This is a genomic window from Methyloparacoccus sp. NF-16 (genome assembly GCF_056880625.1).
In genome coordinates this window covers 2301633-2317347 of the sequence record NZ_CP174130.1, presented here as the reverse complement: position 1 = coordinate 2317347, position 15715 = coordinate 2301633, and the positions used below count along the sequence as shown (strand labels likewise).

Sequence of the window (15715 nt, the reverse complement as noted above, 5' to 3'; positions counted from 1 at the left end):
GGCTACACCAGCCCCTGGTCGATCCAGTTCCGTATCGCCGACCAGATCACCGACATCGGCAGGCTCATCGCCTCGGCCAGGTCCATGGTCAGCGCCAGCATCGCCATGTCGTCGGTCAGGGCGACATGGCGCTCGGCGACGCCGTTCTTCCAGCGTTCCCACAAGGCCACGTCCTGCGCCTCGTCGAGCACCGGATGCCGGCCCTTGCGCTTGGGCAGCCCGAGGATGTTGCGGCGCAGCGCTACTTCCTGATGGGTGAGACCGTAGAACTTGCTGACCATCTCCGTGCTCGCCCCCAGGCGCAGCATGCGGTCCACCGTGGCGATCTCCCGCTCCACGTCGTGCACCTGGCTCAGCAGCCGCTTCAGTACTTCCCGGTTCACCGACACCGAACACCACGACACCGTGGCATTCACCAGCATGCTCACGAGTTCGGGGTGTTTCAGCGCATCCAACTCCTCCTCGCCGAAGCCCATGGCCTTGCAGCGGCGCAACTGGCCGTTGCGCAGGTCATGCAGGGCCTGGGCGATCACGGCTTGGTTGAGCGGGTGCGGTGCCGACATACGGGGGGCTCCTGTGCTCAGGCTTCGTGGCCCGCTACGCCGGCTTCCAGATCCAGCAACCGGCGCGCCAGGCGCAGCAGACGGAACAGCTTCACCAGCGCAGCATCGCTCAGGCGTGTGGTCGAACTGCCGTGGCCATGCAGCAGCGCCGCCAGCTCGTCGGCCAGCCGCGCGCGGTCCAATCCGTTCGCGGCGGGCGGCGCCGCGCTCAGTACATGCAGCAGGGTCAGCACCGCCCGCGCGAACGCAGGCAGCGCCTTCGCCTGGCCCACGGCCGGCGCCACGCAGACAAAGCCGATGCCGCCGTCGCTGGCCTCGATGTGGTCGGCAACCGCCGCTTCCTCGCCGATTTCGCGCGCGAACTGCGCGATGTGCACACGCAGGCGATCCGGTGCGTCCAGCCCCGGCTCGACGTACCAGACGTCCGAGATGGGATAGAGCCCGCCGACTTGTACGGGGATCGCACGCAGCGCATCGGCCTCGAATTCGGGCAGCTTGTCGCCAAGCTGGTCGGCGACCATCCGCTGGATGGACTGCAGGCGCTCGGTGGTCGGTGCCGGTGTCACGATGTGTCCTTGCAGGCGCTCGTCGCGTTGTCCGTGCTGGTCCTGCGGCGCTTCGGGCGATGCAGGCGGTGGCGCTGCTGACGCCGCAGGCGAGACCGGCGTGGTGTCGCGCGGTACGGACGAGGCGGGTAGCTGCCGAGGCGTGGAGACCGGCGGGATAGGAGCAGCAGGCACGACAGGCGCCGCCGGTTCGCTGGTCAGCGCACGCTGGCGGCTTTCGCTGTCGTCGATCTCCAGCGCCAGCGTGTCGTAGTCCGCCTCCAGCAGTTCGGCCATCTGGCCCACCAGTTCGTCCTGCACCCGCTGCGGCGAGAAGTCGTCCGGCTGTGTGTCGAACTGCGTCAGCACATCCTGAAACAAGGTGGCGAAGTCCACGGTCACGGTGCGGCCCAGCGCACGCCGCTCCCAGGTACGCTCGCATGCCTTGCGCAGTACCGCGAGCCGGTCCACCTGATGCCGGCCCAATCCGCCGTACAACAGCGTCGGGATCGCCGGAAGCAGATGGCGCACCGCATCGTTCATGCGGCTGATGTGCGACTGCGGCACCGGATAGCCGTCGGCGGTCAGCCGCCGCGCGAGTTCGCTCTGCGACAGCGCCTGGCCGCTTTCCTGCTCGTAGAACTCGCGCGCCTTCTCGATGCCCAAGGCCCGCTCGATGAAGGTCAGCCCGCCGCGCAGCTCGTTCTCGGCCAGATGCCCGGTCAGCGCCACGATTTCTCCGCGCTCCGGCCACGGGCGGAACAGGCACGCAATGCGGAAGAAGCGCTCATCCTTGGTTTCGCTCCACAGTTCGCGCAGGATGGCGAGCCGCGTATTGCCACCGTTCCTGATGATGTAGTGCGCCTCGCCCGGCCGGCGGGTAATCGCGGGCGGTGCGTCGAGCCCGCGCTCGCGGATCGAGGCCTTGATTTCCTCGTAGGCTGGGTTGCGCGTCACGCGTGGATCGTGTTCATAGGGGCGCAGTTCGTCCAGCGTCACCACCATCGGCGTGTCGGCGATGGGGTCGCTCAAGGTCGCAGCCGACGGGCCGCTGCGGTCGAAGCCCTTGGCCAGCAGCTTGGCGGCCATGTCCTGAGGCGTCGGCTCAGCCATCGCTGCTCTCCCGAAATGCCGCTGGTGCCTGACGATCGGCGCGGCGAAGCTGCGCGCGAGCGTTGCGGCTCGCGCGGTGATCGCTAGCGGTCGAGCTGGTGTAGATCGCGGCGCAGCCGGGCTTGGTGAACACCAGGTGCCCGCCGCGCGTGCGTTTTACGTGCCAGCCTTCGCCCAGCGCGAACTCGATCAGGGTACGCAGCCGCTCCTGGCCGCGCGCCAGTTCATGCGCGTTCGCCATGCCTGGTTCTCCCTGCGTGACCTCTGCCGGTAACGCACGCAAAGCGTTCCCGCCAGGCCGGGAACAGTTCTCCCGCCAGCGCACGCATCGTCTCCAATGCCGCAGGCGCGTTGCGGCCCACTGGTTGCCGGTACTCGACGCGATGCACCGGCAGTCCTCGTGTTGCGGCACGTGGGTAGGCCTCGATGGCCGGGACGTCGGTGTTCAGGACCTGTATGCCAGCGTGCGCCTGGAAGACTTGTCGCAGGGCCTGCTGGATCAGTCGGGCGTTCGACGAAACCGGATGCACACGGTTGATGAGCAAGCGCAGCGGCGGTGGCTCGATGCCGAGGTGCCGATATGGAGCGATGTCCTCGATCAGTTGCAGCGTGCCGCGACTCAGCTCACGTGCCGCCAGGATTTCCGGTGTTACCGGTGATAGCGCCAGACTGGAGGCCAGTACCGCCATCTCCAGCAGCACGCTGCGCGCTCCCTGGGTATCGATCACCAGCAGGTCGTAGTGCGATGACAGAGCGGGTAGGAGGTGACGCAGGCGCAGCCGGCCGTCGGGTGCGTGCAGCAGCAATGTGTTCAGTTCGCCGCGGTGGTCGTTCGAGACCACCAGGTCGAGACCCGCCACAGCGGTCTGCGAAGCCAATTGCTCGATACGCTGCTCGTTGAAGGCCAGCATCTCGTAGATGCCGGCGGGCGCATGCGTGCCGAGCGTGAAGTAGCTCGACAAGGTGGGCTGTACGTCCAGGTCCAGCAGTAGCACGCGCAGGCCCGCATCGGCGATGAAGCCGCCCAGGTTCGCTGCTGTGGTCGTCTTGCCGACGCCCCCCTTGGTCGAAATGACGGATACCACCTGCATGGCGCGACTCCTCGTGGAAGGGATTCCGGCGCAGCGCAGGCTCACGCCCGTTCCCTGAGGCGATCGGTGATCCACTGATCGATCTCCACCGAATCCCAGCCGATGGCGCGTACCCCGAGGCGCAGGGGCTTGGGAAACTTACCCTCCTTGATCAGGTTGTAGATGTGGGCGCGCTTGAAGCCGGTCTTGGCCTCGACTTCCGCGCGGCGCAGGATGCGGTGTTCGTTCGGCGTCGCGGTGGCGATGGTCTGGGCAGTCACGAGGGGCACTCCTTGGCGCTGTGTAGCGGCGGTGATGGACGTGCCCCGTATTCAATAGTGCGGTTCCCGCGCAGTCACCGCAAGTGCAGGCTCGCCATCTGCACTTGCAGTCAGCGGTCCTGGGTGGCGAGATGACGCTTGGCTGCCGAAAACTTCGCCCACAGCGTTCGCTCGCTGATCCCGGACTTGTCGCCGTAATGGGCAACCAGCGCACTGATGACCGATTCCAGCGTCTCGAAGGACGAATAGGGAACGCCATTGGGCGACTTGCCCAGCAGCAGGGTCAGAAGACCGCCAACGATGTTGAGGTAGGTGGACTCACTGCGGGCGCCTGGCATCCCGGAACGCTTCTCGCGTTCCACGCGTGCCTGGTGCTCCTGGCTGAGCGTCTGGAACTGGGCATAGAGCGCATCCCAGGCCTGCACCCTGTCGGCAAGCTGGAGCTTCAACGCCTCGCGATCCATGACCAGTGCCTGCACGGCGTCGACGCTGATAGCCGGGTGCAGATGGCGCTCGAAGGCATCGAACAGAAAGGCCGGTCGCTGGTCGGGATAGAAACGGATGATCCAGGCCTTCAGGTCGACATGGCGGATCGTGAGGCCGGGGTCATCGAGCAAGGCGGGGTCGTTGCTCGTGATGCCGTCCTTGCCGTAGGGGAGGTCGAGGTGCACCAGTGCGTCGTAGATCCGTTCCGCGTTCAGGCGAAGCTGTGGCCAGCGTGCCAGTTCGGGGTGCGCCGGCAGCCGGTTCATACCCTTGGCGAGATCGAGGATGCGGCGCTCGAAGCGCGACAGCCCCGTCCACTGGATGGCCGCCTCGATCGGACGGTAGAAGACCTTGGCTTGGGCGCCGGATGACGGTGGCTTTCGCATGGCTGCTCCCTGGTAACCGGATTCAGGACATCTGTTTCCCTCGTTGATTGGAATCGCTGCCGGGACGCGCCTTCACGGCGCGAGACGGTGGCGGCTTGGCTTGTGGGAAAGGCCGGGATGACGGATGTTCACCAGAGCAGCCGCCTGTCGATATGGCGCTTGTCCACCAGCACCGAGCCTCTGCGTGGCGGTATGCTTCAAGGGGTTGACTGCTCATGGCAGGATGGCTCGATAACGAGGTTTTGCTACAGACGCCATCGAGGCGAAAGACGGATTCGGTCTTCTCGCGTTAGAGCCTGGTCGTCACCGGCGTGCAAGACAGCGACGGTCTGTCAGCAGACGCGGTTCGGGCGGAATCAGGTGTGGTGATGCCGCTTAGACGGGGTGGGACGAGGTTTCGGGCAAGACTCCAGCGGTCTGCCTCCAGATCGACAAAGCATGACTCCCCGTTTCTCTCACGCGTGCGAAAGAGCCGTTTGGTGGCTCCTGCGACGGAATTGAGCGGTGAAGAGGTGAGATCACCCGTCGGATCTCATAGGGTGCTGGCAGCCCGCTGATACCTCCCCCCGAACAGGACCGCTCGCAATGGAGCGGCGCGGTCACCAGAACTGCAAGAGGCAGGCATGGACTGGATTGACTGCCCTCCATTTTTGCGTTCAAATATGAATGCTTATTTGAAAAATAAGCTCACATTTGAGTCGATAAAAGATGTCTTCTTCCGAGCAAAAACGTTCTGGCGCGCAGGTGGCGATGCCGCAGCCTGTCGCGCGCGCGCTGCGCCGCCTGGGGCAGGACATCTCGGCAGCGCGGCGCATGCGCCGCCTGAGCCAGGAAGACCTTGCGCAACGCATCGGCACGTCCCTGAGCACCGTCAGGCGCATGGAAGATGGCTATGCCGGCACCGCGCTGCACACCTTCCTGCGCGCGCTGCACGTGCTGGGCCGGCTCGATGACCTGGCCCAGGCGATGACCCTGGAGAACGATGCGCTCGGCATGGAGCTGGTGCGGGAGCAACTGCCGCAGCGGGTACGCACCTCTGCCGGCAGGAAGCGGCAGGCGGCACCCGTCGTCGGCAAAGGCGATGCGCCCGCGCCTGTCGATGACCTGGAGGGCTTCTGATGGCAGCGCCTCGGCCCACACGACGTCCGGACCTAGAAGTCCACCTGGGGGCCAGCGGCCTGGTCGTGGGGCGCCTGCATCTGGGCAGCGGCCGGCGCAGCGCGTTCAGCTACGACGAAGGCTGGCTGCGGGATGCCCGTTTCTTCACGCTGTCGCCCGATCTCCAGCCGGTGGCCGGCGTGCAGCATCCCCGGCAGGTGTTCTTCCTCGCGCTGGAGGACACCGCGCCCGACGCCTGGGGCGAGCGCGTCATCCGGCGCGCCCATGCGAAGCTGCGGCAGGAAGACCGCGACACGCCTGCACTGGACCCGGTGGACTTCGTGATGTGGGTGGATGACGAGGCGCGCGTCGGTGCGCTGCGCCTGTTCGATCCGCAATCTGGCGCCTACCTGCGCGCCGGAGGAGCTAATCGGTGTGTACCGCCCCTGGTGGAACTGGACAAGGTGCTCCATGCGGCCCGCGCCCTGGAAGACGGAACGGAAAGCGTGCAGGACCTGCGCTACCTGCTCGGGCAAGGCACGTCGCTGGGAGGCGCCAGACCGAAGTCCACGGTACGGGATACTGATGGCCGGCTGGCGGTCGGCAAGTTTCCCAGCCAGGCGGATCGGCGCGACGTGATCCGGGGCGAAGTGCTGGCCATGCAACTGGCAGCCAAGGCTGGCATCCGCGTGGCGCCGGCCCGCGTGGAAGTGATCGGCGGCACGGCGGTCGCCATCATCCGGCGTTTCGACCGCACCGACGACGGCGCTCGCATCCCCTACGTGTCGGCCGCGACGATGCTTCAGTCCGATGGCCGAGACGCGACGCATGCCTACACCGAACTGGTGGATGTGCTGCTCCAGACCGGCGCCGATCCGATCGCCGACATCCACGAACTGTGGCGCCGGCTGGTCTTCAATTTCCTGATCTGCAACACCGACGACCACTTGCGCAACACCGGCTTCCTGTACGACGCGCGCCAGCGCGGCTGGCGTCTGTCTCCGGCCTTCGACCTGAACCCGATGCCGGGCGACCGTCGGGAGAGCAAGACCTGGCTGACCGAGGACACCGGCGTCATCGACAGCCGGGACATGCTGATGGCCGCGGCGCCGTACTTCAGGCTGGATGCGGCGCAAGCGGGGGCGATCTGGAGCGAAGTGGCCCAGTCCGTGGCGGGCTGGCGTGCGGTGGCGCGGGGATTGGGCATGCGCGGCACTGACCTGCTGGACTTCGAGCCGGCGTTCGTCGAATCGACCACGCCCTGACAACGCCGGCAGGAAATGCCGCTACGGCCGGAAATCGTCCCGGACTGTTGCGACCAACGCCGCGCACAGCCAGCGATAGCCGATGCGTTCCTGTTCCAGCCGCAGTTGTGGCCGGATTCGATCACCGCGCAAGTCGTCGTAGAGAGCGGGTTCATCATCGACCAGTCGGGACAAGGGCAACGTATGGCGTTTGTCGAGGGGCTCCTCACCCCATTGAAGTGCGTGGGCCATCAGGGTGGAGCGGTCCATGAGAAACGAAGCGGCCAGCGGGAAATACTTGCGCAGGCTGTCCAGAATGGCAAAGCCATGGGTATCGATGTCTCCCCAATAGTGCAGAGAGGCGCGATGCAGCCAGTTGGCTCGGGCGAGCGCTCCCCAGCCATAGCCAGCACCGAACACGACGATGGCACCGGACACCGGCGGAAAGGCCAGGAAGTTCACCTCGTTTTCGGTGATGAAGACACGCTGCGCAGGCAGGGCGAGCGCGGCGAAGCTGTCCTCATCCAGGGTGATGTCGGTCAGGCCGGTGCAGCCGGGAAGTTGGGGCAGTTGCGGATCGAGCAAGCGCAGGCGGATGCGAACGGGCTTCTCCAGAAAGCCGTAGCGACGGGCAAACCCGGCCATCCCGGTTGCAGCAGGCTCGATGGCTTCAGTCGGCAAGGCCAGGTCCAGCCACTGAGCCAGCGTACCGCGATGCGCTTCGATGAACTTGCTGTCCACGCCCGGCGCGTCGACCTGCCGAAGATAGACGCCCGGGCGCGGATGGGTTTGCACCCAGGCCACCACGGCCAGCAGGCGCGGCCAGTGTTCGGCCAGTGCCAAGGTCTGCAACGGTGATCTGTGCAGCCACGGCAGCAGTGCGGGTTGCGCTTCGGTAGTTTGCTGCCAGAGCGCCTGGAACCGGCGGGCATCTCCGGTCTTGCCGATCATCGCCAGCGCGTCTTCCAGCGTATCGATCCAGAGCGTGTCCGGCAGGCGCTGCCGTCCCTGCACCCGGTGCGTCCACTCGCGCCATTCAATGCGCACGCGTGGCATGGCGCTGATGTCGCGCACCCAGCCGCGCACGGCATCGAAACGGTTGCTGAGATCGGCGGCGGACGGCGACTTCAGCAACAGCCGCAACGGCCAGCCCAGCGTGCCGTCGCCGACCACGGCACGCAGCAACTCGCCGCGCTGCCACAGCCGTTCGATCTGCGCGCGAAGGTCGGCGGGCTGGCTCCATGTCATACAGCGCCTCCCGTGGTGGCGGCCTTCTGTGCCCGGTATTCCTCGATACTCAGGCTGCGCAGCCGCGACTCACGGCCGCCTTCGTTGTGCACGAAGCCGACGCTGGACACGTAGGGCTCGATGATGTGGATCTTCTGCAGCGGCGTAATGATCAGCAGTTGCAGGTTGAGCTGGCGGAACAGTTCCAGCCCATACTGGGCCGATTCATCCGAGCCGCGCCCGAAGGCTTCGTCGATCACGACAAAACGGAACGAGCGCGAGCGCACCGCCCCCCATTCCAGGCCGAACTGGTAGGCCAGGCTGGCGGCCAGCACGGTATAGGCCAGCTTCTCCTTCTGCCCGCCGGATTTGCCGCCGGAGTCGGAGTAGTGTTCGTGCTCGGCATCGTCCTCGCGCCAGCGCTCGCTGGCGGAAAACAGGAAGCCGTTACGCACGTCGGTCACCTTCTGCATCCAGCGCCGGTCGATCTCGGCCAGTCCCTCGCGCCCCCGGAAGCGGTCGATGATGGCTTTTACCTGCAGAAACTTGGTCTCGGAATACTGTTCGTCTTCCGAGCCGCTCAGCGCGCCTTCGGTGCAGGCACGCAGATCCTGCAAGAAGTCGCGGATCTCCGCATCGGGGCTGGGTTGCGCAAGCAACCGGATGTAGCGTCCGGGGTTGTAGTCGATCACCTGCAAGGATTGGTTGATGACATCGACCCGCTCCTTGATCGTTTCCCGCTCGCGCGCGAGCTGGGCGTTGAAGTTGGCGATCTCGTTGATAGTATTGACGTTGAGCAGTTCCTTGAAACGCGCTTCGAAGCGCGGCAGGTCGTCGTGCTGCAAATCCTTCATCAAGCGCTCGAACTCGGGCAGCGCGGCCAGGCTGATGTCGATCTCGGCGGTCTCTGCCTTGAAGGCCTCCTTGAAACCGCGCATGGCGTTGATGATGCGTTCGGTCAGGCGCGAGAGACGCTTGTCTTCGGCATCGATGCGCGCCTGCAAGCCATTGCGCACGTCCTGTTCGCGGTTGTCGCAGGACTCCACCGTGAGCTGGTGGTCGCCCAGGACTTCGGCGCGCCAGCCCTCAAGAGATTGCAGCAACATGTCGTCGAGTGCGGCTTGCGTCTGGATTTCGAGAGCCTGCGCATGCTGTGCCTGGGCAGTTTCGTGTTTGCTGCGGATTTCTCCGCGTTTGCCTTGTGCCTCGCCAAGATCGTCTTCGATCTCCTTCAGGCGCTCAACGACCTGCGCCAGTTGGCTTTCCAGTTCCCGCAGGGTATCGGAGGCCGCCTTGAGGCGGTCGCGTTCCTCGGTCAGCCGGGCAATCTCGCGTGCCGGTGCCTGCCAGTCAATTTCGCTGTAGCGGGTGAAGACTTCGAGCTTGGCCAAGGCCTCCAGTTGCGCCTGGCATTGCCTGCGCAATCGCTGTGTGTTGGCAATGCGCAGACCGATGTCGCCCAGTCGCTGTTCCAAGCCCTCGCGTTCGTCGCGCAAGGTGCGCAGCTTGTCGGCGTTGCTCCAGCCCAGCACGTAGCGGCTGCGGTCGTCGATGCGGCGGCGGTCGTCCTTTTCGTGGCGCCCACTCGGGTCCTTGATCTGTCCGGCGCGGGTGATGGCGCGGGTCTCGCGGCGGAACTGCTCGGTGTTGTCGCAGCAGGCCAGGTCGAAGCGGTGGTGCAGTTCGCGTTCCAGCCAATCGTAGTGCGGCGTGTCGGGCTTGATGAGCAGCTTGCGCACCAGCGACTGGGGGTGCAGGCTGACGGCCTGCGTGGACTTGCGCGCACGCACGTGGAAGTACACCAGACGCGTGCCAAGGTGCTGGCGTTCCACCCAATCGGCCACGTCCTTGTAGTGCACATCCGGCACCAGCAGGGACAGGCCGAAGCCATGCAGCAGGCGTTCGGCCGCGCCCTCCCAGTCGCGTTCGTCCTCGCGCACCTGGATCAGTTCACCGGCAAAGGGCAGGTCTTCCTCTGCGATGGACAGGGCGGTGCACAATGCCTCGCGGATACGCACTTGGGCCGCGTCGATATTGCTCTTGCGACGCGCAAGGCTGTCGATCTCGTCGCTGAGCGCTTTGTGTTCTTCCTGACTCCGCCGCAGCGCATAGCCGTCTTCATTGATCTGCGTATCGTGGTCCGCAATGCTTGTACGCAGCGCTTCGGCGTGTTCTCCGATGGTGGATCTTTGTGTCATGAAAGCAGCTTCGTCTCCCGGCGCTGCTTCGCCAATGCGCGTCAATAGCGTGGTGTACGCGTCGGCTTTCTCCTGCCGCTGCTGTTTTTCGGCCTCCTGCTGCTGAATGGCGGCAGCGAGTTGTTGCAGCCGGTCGCCGCCGTTCTCGCGCAGTGCGCCTTCGAGCTTCCCCTGCTCGATTCGGGCGTTGTCTCGTTGCTCTCCCGATTGCTTGATGCGGGCATCCCAGCGCGTCGCATCCTGAGTCAACAATTCCAGGCGCCTCTCCAGCAGTGCTGCCTTCAAGCCGGCGAAGTACGGGCGTAATGCATCGCGTCCTTCGCGCAGCGCCTGGATCTCGGCGGCTATTTGCCCGTGGCGAAGGCCATCCTCCACCAGCGGAGTCAACAACTCGATCTGGCGCTTGGCCTTGAGCACCGACTGGTGGGCGCGGTCGAGGTCATCGAAATGGCCGAGCAGTGCCTCGATGCGGCCCCCCACGTCGAACGGTTCGAGCATGTGGCTGCGCACGAAATCGGTCAGATTGCCAACCGATTTCATGGAAACCGTCTGATGGAACAGTTCCAGCGCCTGCTCGTGCTCGATGCCGAAACGGCGGCGGAACCAGGCGCCGTAGGGCGGGAAGCTTTTGTTCAGTTCGCAGCCCATCGCGCGTAACTTCTTGCGCAGACCGTTGATGTCGCTGCCGAATCCGGAAAAATGGTCGGTGATCGACAGTTCCCGCTCGACAGTGACGAACAACCGTTCAGGTTGGCCCTGCGGTTCGATAAACCAGAAGACTTGCGCCAGCGTGACCGACTGACCGTAGCCTTCGTTGCGGAACACGCCCAGGATCACGCTGTAGCTGGTGGCGTCGCGCAGCGCCACCGGGCGGGCGCTGCCGGTGGTCTCAACGCGCTCGCTCTTGTAGTGGCCCAGCACGTAGGACCGCAGTGATCGCTCACGCGTCTCGGCTCCTGCGGCCTTGTTGTAGGCGATGCGTTGCGCTGGCACCAGCAGCGTGGTGACGGCATCGACCAGGGTGGATTTGCCCGAACCGATGTCGCCAGTCAGCAGGCCGTTGCGCCCATCGAGTTCATAGCACCAGACACGCCGGTCGAATGTGCCCCAGTTCAGGACTTCCAGCCGCTGCAGGCGAAAGCCGACGCGGCTGTCGTCGGCCACGAAATCGAGCTCCTGTGGCGAAAAATCGTTCATCGGCCGGCTTCCTTGTCGCGATCGGCACCTGACAATGCGGTGCGATAGCCCTCCAGGCGCGCATCGAAGTCGGCCAGCCACTGTGCATCGACGAACGCCTTGAGGATGCGCCGCACTTCGTAGCGAGGTGCCTGCTGAGCTGCGCCGGCAACGGGCTTGAGCTTGCGCAGATAGCCCAGTTCCACCACCTTGGTAATGGTCGAATCCACTTGGTCGACGAGGCGCGCCTCGTTGGTGCCGTCCGGCAGAAACACGCGCATCAATTCGGCGATCTCCTCGCGCGACAGCACCAGCCGGGTATCGCCGCCGCTGGCGTCGGATTCGGCCATGCGCTTGCGCAGCAAGGCCAGCATCAGGCTGACCGGGTAGGACAGCGGCCGTCGCGCGATCAGGCGTGGCGGACGGGGTGTGGCGTCCGCATCCTCCGGCTCCGGCTGACTTTTGAGGAAGGCGTGACCCTCGGCTTCGTCCAGTACCAGATCCAGCAACAGCACCGCCGCCTGCTCACGCACCCGCGCTTGCAGGCTCAACAGGCTGGCCCATAGGCGCTCGTCGTCCTGACGGTACAACACGCCTTTGAGCAAATGCACCATCAGTCGCGAGAGTTCCGCGACAACGGGCGGGCGGGACTCGGTACTGCCTTCTGGATCATCCTGGTGCATATCGTTCATGGGTCTTCGCTCTATCCGTCGCAGCTTGCATTCAACGCGCAAAAATAACGCGGGGCATTCGCGCCCGCCGTCGTACCGTTGAGCCATCGCTGTCCTGCATGGCCCATTCGACGATCTCCTGCACGTCGTCATCCACCGTGGCCCTGAGGCCATCCAGCCCGCGGCTGCCCGCGTGCGCCAGTTCCAGCCAGGTCACCAGTTCGGCCAATCCCTGTTGCAGCGGCTGAGTCTCCAGCAACGCGCGCAAGCTGATCTGCGACTGCTGCCGCAATGCCTGCCGCAGGGCCTGACGCAGGCGGGTCTTGTCCACGACGTGCTGGTCGAACAGGCGTGCGGTGTCGATGTCGTCGTCACCGTCCTCAAGGACCAGTTCCGCCAGGCGTGGCTTGGCATGAAGCGCGAACAGGGGGCGTTCCTGCGGCAAGGCGATGTCCGCGCCCATCTCGTCGAGGCGTATCACGTCGCCGGCCGGAGGCATGTCGCGCAAGGCCAGCGCCTTGGTTTCGATGCCGTGCAAGAGTTCGAGGATGCGGCGGTTTTCCTGGAAGGCCCGGTCATCCAGGAAGCGGCGCAGTTGTTGCGACAACTGCGCTACCGTGCGTTGGGTATGTTCGCCCGCTTCCAGCCAATCGTGGTGCACCCGGCGGGTGCGCGGCTCCGGCTTGAGCGCAACCACGGCGGGCAGGCCGAGGATCTGGTCGAGCCGTGCGGACAGTTCTTCCTGGCGACGGCTGGACATCAGGAAGTCCCAGAATGCACGGAAGCTGCGCCCCTGGTCGGAATCCCCGATGGCGTCGCGCTCGCCCATGACCTCGTCGAGCAGCGCCCCCTTGCTCCCGTCCCACAACGCGATCTTCTCGCGGACGCTGCGGTCGAGTTGGCGGAAGTTGTGTTCCACCTGGCGAAAATCGCTCAGCAGTTCGCGCGCCAACTGCTGGAATTGCAGGAAGCGATCCTTGATGGCCGTGTCATCCATGAGCGGCACATCGCCGGACAGGACGCGGCCAATCTCGGCGTCGATCTCATCGCGCTTGCGGCGCAGTTCCTCCAGGCGCTTGGCTGGATCGGCCTCGCTTCCGGTGCTGATCTGCTCCAGCAGCGCGAACAAGGTCAGCAGGCGCGATTCGGTACCGACGAAAGGCCGTTCGGTCAGCGACACCAGCCAGGCGATGGCCTTTTCCGTGGCAGGGGTGAGATCGAACTGGGCCTCGTCGGTGCCGGGCTTGTAGAATTTGCGCAGCCATCCCTTGTCCGGCGCGCACCAGTCATTCAGGTAGTCGATTGCGGCTTTCGGATACGCCTCGGCACCGAGCTGTTCGCGCAGGGCAAACAACTCGTCTTCCAGCATTTCTGCCAGATCCGCTTCGCTCGTCAGCCGCACGTTCGGTGCAACGAACACCCGGTACAGGAAGCTTGCTACCAATGGCGCATGTGGCGAGGCCAGCAATCGCCATGCAGGATGCCGATCGCGGTATGTCGTGAGCGTAAGGTGGTCCAGTGCCATGATGGGCTGCCTATTCGAGCCGTTCGTTGACAACGACGTCTCGATCCGAATTTACGGATCGGCTCGCCCGGCAAGCGTGAATCAAGGCAGCGTGGTCACTCATGCGAAACCGCCTCCAGGTAAGGACGCATGACATTTGCGACCCGACAGACCTTGGCATGGCGCCATAGGTCATCGGCTGAAGCCTTGCGTGTCCTCCAGGCAGCCTTCAGCGCCTCAATGGCCACGTCCAGGCCGATCTGGTTGCGGTGCTTGAAGCAGTCCGCCACGGTTTTTGCGGCACTGTAGATCCGCAGTCTGGCGCCGTCGCGTTCGTGCTCATCAATGCCCGAGGCATAGGCATCACCCGCCATCTGCACCATCTTGATCGGCGGGTGCTCGATACGTGGGGTGTGACTGCCACGGGGCATAGCAATCCAAACCTGGCGAGGCAGTTGCGTGGTTAGTTCGTGGAACTGGAGTGCCGTCAGCAAGCAGAACACGGCTTTGGGAACCTTGACTGCGATAGTCGCAAGGTCCTCGTGCTCGGACATGGGGTTGCCTGGCAAACGGTAGAGGCCGCGCCCGACACGCTCCAACTGCCCGGAAGTGGACAGACGTGTCAGCACCACCCGCGGCGCGCCGATGGTGTCCAAGTCGCTCGTGCGCAGGAAGCCCTGCTTGTGGAGCAAGGCAAGGGCGCGCTGGGCATGTGAGGATCTTTCCATCGCCCCAAAGATGTTCCTTGATTTCGTTGATCTTATACATCAAACGATGGAATGAAACTCGTCTGCCTGGAGCGCGCGTTGATGACTGATCGTGAATGTCCGCAGACAAATGCGGACAGGATCTGGTTGCCGACGCGGTTCGACCGGTACATAATCTGGCCTGATTCCGTAGCGCCAACGGAATAAACTCGTTATCAATCAACGATTTGAGTGCGGCGTGATGTTCCCATCACCCGCTCCACTTCGACTTTCCGGGGCGTTCCAAGGACGTTCATGGAGTGTTGCAAGTCATTGTCACGGTTCGGTTTTTCCAGAAAAATCCGCTCCAGTGACGTCCAGCGAAATCCACTGACAGCCGGTCAAAACCGGTACATCAGGTGGTACATCGCAATGCGGAGCTTCCCGATTCCGCATTGTTGCTGGGGGAGCCGGGGCCCGATGGGAAACATGGCACTCAACTCGCTTTCAAGGAGTTGGGATCATGCTTTCGGACCTCACGGTTCGCTAGGCCAAGGCGACCGGCAAGCCGTACACCCTGGCCGACACAGACGGCCTTTCCCTCTTTGTTTCAGCCACCGGTGCAAAGGCGTGGCACTTCCGCTTCTCGTGGGGCGGCAAGCGCGACCGCATGTCCTTCGGCACGTATCCGGCGCTTTCCCTGAAGGACGTCCGTGCGCTTCGCGATGAAGCCCGCTCGCTGCTCGCCAAGGGCGTCAATCCCCACAGCGAACGCAAGCGCAAGCGGCAGGCGATCGTCCTGGCCGGCGAGCACACCTTCATGGCCGTCTACGAGCAATGGCTGGCTCTCGCTGGAGGAAGGACGGCAGACCAGCCTGGAACAGATTGGGCGCGTCTTCAAGAAAGACGTGTTCCCGTCGCTGCGGCACCGGGTCCGCGGTCCCGGCCGGGGAGTCCGCCACCCCAGGGGGCGGAGAGGTGGCCGGGACGCCGGCGGAGACCGGCGCTGCCTCATCGCCAGGGAGGGGCTCTTCCGTCGTGACCGTGCCGGCGAACGGTGCGGGACGCTCGCCCGACTCCCAGATCAAGGCCGGTGACAGGCGCAGGAAGGTAAAGCTGTGCGACCAGCCTGTGCCGCTCGTGACGGTCGCCCGCCAGATCGCCTTCCCATCCGGGGCGGGCTGCACGATGCCATGGTCCTGGAGCACCGTGAAGACGGCGGTGTTGTTCGATGGAATGCCTTCGATGCCCTGCGACAGGAGGTGCGCGCGCAGCTTGTCGCTGACCGTCTTGCTGACGAGCCAGAGTGCGTCCGGGGTCAGCCATCCATCCGACGGGCCGCCGGGCTGGTTCAGCTTGAATTCCTCGCGCGGGCAGGGCCTTTCCCCTTGAGGCCATTCCCTTGCTCCTTACCCAGCCCTTTGGCCTTCGACAAGCCCTTTGGTATAGGGGCAGTCGGCTTCGTGT

General features: G+C 64.7%; 14 protein-coding genes and 1 pseudogene. 3 read left to right on the top strand and 12 right to left on the bottom strand.

Annotated elements, in window-relative coordinates:
- Positions 1 to 2 precede the first annotated feature (2 nt).
- The 6 genes from ACH5N8_RS11020 to ACH5N8_RS10995 all read right to left on the bottom strand — a co-directional run bounded on the left by ACH5N8_RS11020 (position 3) and on the right by ACH5N8_RS10995 (position 4444).
- A complete protein-coding gene (locus ACH5N8_RS11020; RefSeq protein WP_483281346.1) occupies positions 3 to 563 on the bottom strand; it encodes a DUF2857 domain-containing protein in 561 nt (186 codons plus the stop codon).
- Positions 564 to 580: 17 nt separating this feature from the next.
- On the bottom strand, positions 581 to 2221 hold the full coding sequence (locus ACH5N8_RS11015; RefSeq protein ID WP_483281345.1) for a ParB family protein: 1641 nt from the start codon (positions 2219 to 2221) through the stop codon (positions 581 to 583).
- Positions 2214 to 2462, bottom strand: coding sequence for a hypothetical protein (locus tag ACH5N8_RS11010; RefSeq protein ID WP_483281344.1), 249 nt, complete (start codon positions 2460 to 2462; stop codon positions 2214 to 2216). The genes ACH5N8_RS11015 and ACH5N8_RS11010 overlap by 8 nt, the downstream gene beginning before the upstream one ends.
- Entirely contained in the window at positions 2446 to 3312 is an 867-nt protein-coding gene (locus tag ACH5N8_RS11005) for a ParA family protein (protein ID WP_483281343.1), read from the bottom strand. Before ACH5N8_RS11005 ends, ACH5N8_RS11010 begins: the two co-directional genes overlap by 17 nt.
- Positions 3313 to 3353: 41 nt before the next feature.
- Positions 3354 to 3572 (bottom strand): AlpA family transcriptional regulator, encoded by a 219-nt coding sequence (locus ACH5N8_RS11000; protein WP_009461157.1) that lies wholly within the window; start codon positions 3570 to 3572, stop codon positions 3354 to 3356.
- A gap of 110 nt (positions 3573 to 3682) precedes the next feature.
- Positions 3683 to 4444, bottom strand: a complete 762-nt coding sequence (locus ACH5N8_RS10995; protein WP_483281342.1) for a hypothetical protein — start codon at positions 4442 to 4444, stop codon at positions 3683 to 3685.
- 750 nt (positions 4445 to 5194) lie between these two features.
- On the opposite strand from ACH5N8_RS10995, the gene ACH5N8_RS10990 reads away from it, so the two are divergent.
- Both ACH5N8_RS10990 and ACH5N8_RS10985 read left to right on the top strand, forming a co-directional pair.
- Positions 5195 to 5563, top strand: a complete 369-nt coding sequence (locus ACH5N8_RS10990; RefSeq protein ID WP_483281341.1) for a helix-turn-helix domain-containing protein — start codon at positions 5195 to 5197, stop codon at positions 5561 to 5563.
- Positions 5563 to 6807 (top strand): type II toxin-antitoxin system HipA family toxin, encoded by a 1245-nt coding sequence (locus ACH5N8_RS10985; protein WP_483281340.1) that lies wholly within the window; start codon positions 5563 to 5565, stop codon positions 6805 to 6807. Before ACH5N8_RS10990 ends, ACH5N8_RS10985 begins: the two co-directional genes overlap by 1 nt.
- A gap of 21 nt (positions 6808 to 6828) precedes the next feature.
- Here ACH5N8_RS10985 and ACH5N8_RS10980 read toward each other — a convergent pair whose 3' ends face one another.
- From ACH5N8_RS10980 to ACH5N8_RS10960, 5 genes are all read right to left on the bottom strand, one after another.
- Positions 6829 to 8034 carry a DUF3322 domain-containing protein gene (locus ACH5N8_RS10980; protein ID WP_483281339.1) on the bottom strand — a complete coding sequence of 402 codons (1206 nt, stop codon included), beginning with the start codon at positions 8032 to 8034 and terminating at the stop codon, positions 6829 to 6831.
- On the bottom strand, positions 8031 to 11408 hold the full coding sequence (locus ACH5N8_RS10975; protein WP_483281338.1) for an ATP-binding protein: 3378 nt from the start codon (positions 11406 to 11408) through the stop codon (positions 8031 to 8033). The genes ACH5N8_RS10980 and ACH5N8_RS10975 overlap by 4 nt, the downstream gene beginning before the upstream one ends.
- On the bottom strand, positions 11405 to 12079 hold the full coding sequence (locus ACH5N8_RS10970; protein WP_483281337.1) for a DUF4194 domain-containing protein: 675 nt from the start codon (positions 12077 to 12079) through the stop codon (positions 11405 to 11407). The genes ACH5N8_RS10975 and ACH5N8_RS10970 overlap by 4 nt, the downstream gene beginning before the upstream one ends.
- Positions 12080 to 12110: 31 nt before the next feature.
- On the bottom strand, positions 12111 to 13583 hold the full coding sequence (locus ACH5N8_RS10965) for a DUF3375 domain-containing protein (protein WP_483281336.1): 1473 nt from the start codon (positions 13581 to 13583) through the stop codon (positions 12111 to 12113).
- A 95-nt stretch (positions 13584 to 13678) separates the two neighbouring features.
- Positions 13679 to 14290, bottom strand: a complete 612-nt coding sequence (locus ACH5N8_RS10960) for a type IV toxin-antitoxin system AbiEi family antitoxin domain-containing protein (RefSeq protein WP_483281335.1) — start codon at positions 14288 to 14290, stop codon at positions 13679 to 13681.
- Between the two features lie 535 nt (positions 14291 to 14825).
- On the opposite strand from ACH5N8_RS10960, the pseudogene ACH5N8_RS10955 reads away from it, so the two are divergent.
- Positions 14826 to 15020: pseudogene (locus tag ACH5N8_RS10955) on the top strand (Arm DNA-binding domain-containing protein); the annotation flags it as partial.
- A gap of 46 nt (positions 15021 to 15066) precedes the next feature.
- Here the strand turns inward: ACH5N8_RS10955 and ACH5N8_RS10950 are convergent.
- Positions 15067 to 15603 carry a TraI domain-containing protein gene (locus ACH5N8_RS10950; protein ID WP_483283183.1) on the bottom strand — a complete coding sequence of 179 codons (537 nt, stop codon included), beginning with the start codon at positions 15601 to 15603 and terminating at the stop codon, positions 15067 to 15069.
- Between the last annotated feature and the right edge of the window lie 112 nt (positions 15604 to 15715).

Excerpts from the sequence above, each read along its gene's own strand:
- ACH5N8_RS11015 (WP_483281345.1), bottom strand. The coding sequence starts at position 2,221 with ATGGCTGAGCCGACGCCTCAGGACATGGCCGCCAAGCTGCTGGCCAAG.
- ACH5N8_RS10975 (WP_483281338.1), bottom strand. The coding sequence starts at position 11,408 with ATGAACGATTTTTCGCCACAGGAGCTCGATTTCGTGGCCGACGACAGC.
- ACH5N8_RS10970 (WP_483281337.1), bottom strand. The coding sequence starts at position 12,079 with ATGAACGATATGCACCAGGATGATCCAGAAGGCAGTACCGAGTCCCGC.
- ACH5N8_RS10990 (WP_483281341.1), top strand. The coding sequence starts at position 5,195 with ATGCCGCAGCCTGTCGCGCGCGCGCTGCGCCGCCTGGGGCAGGACATC.
- ACH5N8_RS10965 (WP_483281336.1), bottom strand. The coding sequence starts at position 13,583 with ATGGCACTGGACCACCTTACGCTCACGACATACCGCGATCGGCATCCT.
- ACH5N8_RS10960 (WP_483281335.1), bottom strand. The coding sequence starts at position 14,290 with ATGGAAAGATCCTCACATGCCCAGCGCGCCCTTGCCTTGCTCCACAAG.
- ACH5N8_RS11020 (WP_483281346.1), bottom strand. The coding sequence starts at position 563 with ATGTCGGCACCGCACCCGCTCAACCAAGCCGTGATCGCCCAGGCCCTG.
- ACH5N8_RS10980 (WP_483281339.1), bottom strand. The coding sequence starts at position 8,034 with ATGACATGGAGCCAGCCCGCCGACCTTCGCGCGCAGATCGAACGGCTG.
- ACH5N8_RS10985 (WP_483281340.1), top strand. The coding sequence starts at position 5,563 with ATGGCAGCGCCTCGGCCCACACGACGTCCGGACCTAGAAGTCCACCTG.
- ACH5N8_RS11005 (WP_483281343.1), bottom strand. The coding sequence starts at position 3,312 with ATGCAGGTGGTATCCGTCATTTCGACCAAGGGGGGCGTCGGCAAGACG.
- ACH5N8_RS10995 (WP_483281342.1), bottom strand. The coding sequence starts at position 4,444 with ATGCGAAAGCCACCGTCATCCGGCGCCCAAGCCAAGGTCTTCTACCGT.
- ACH5N8_RS11010 (WP_483281344.1), bottom strand. The coding sequence starts at position 2,462 with ATGGCGAACGCGCATGAACTGGCGCGCGGCCAGGAGCGGCTGCGTACC.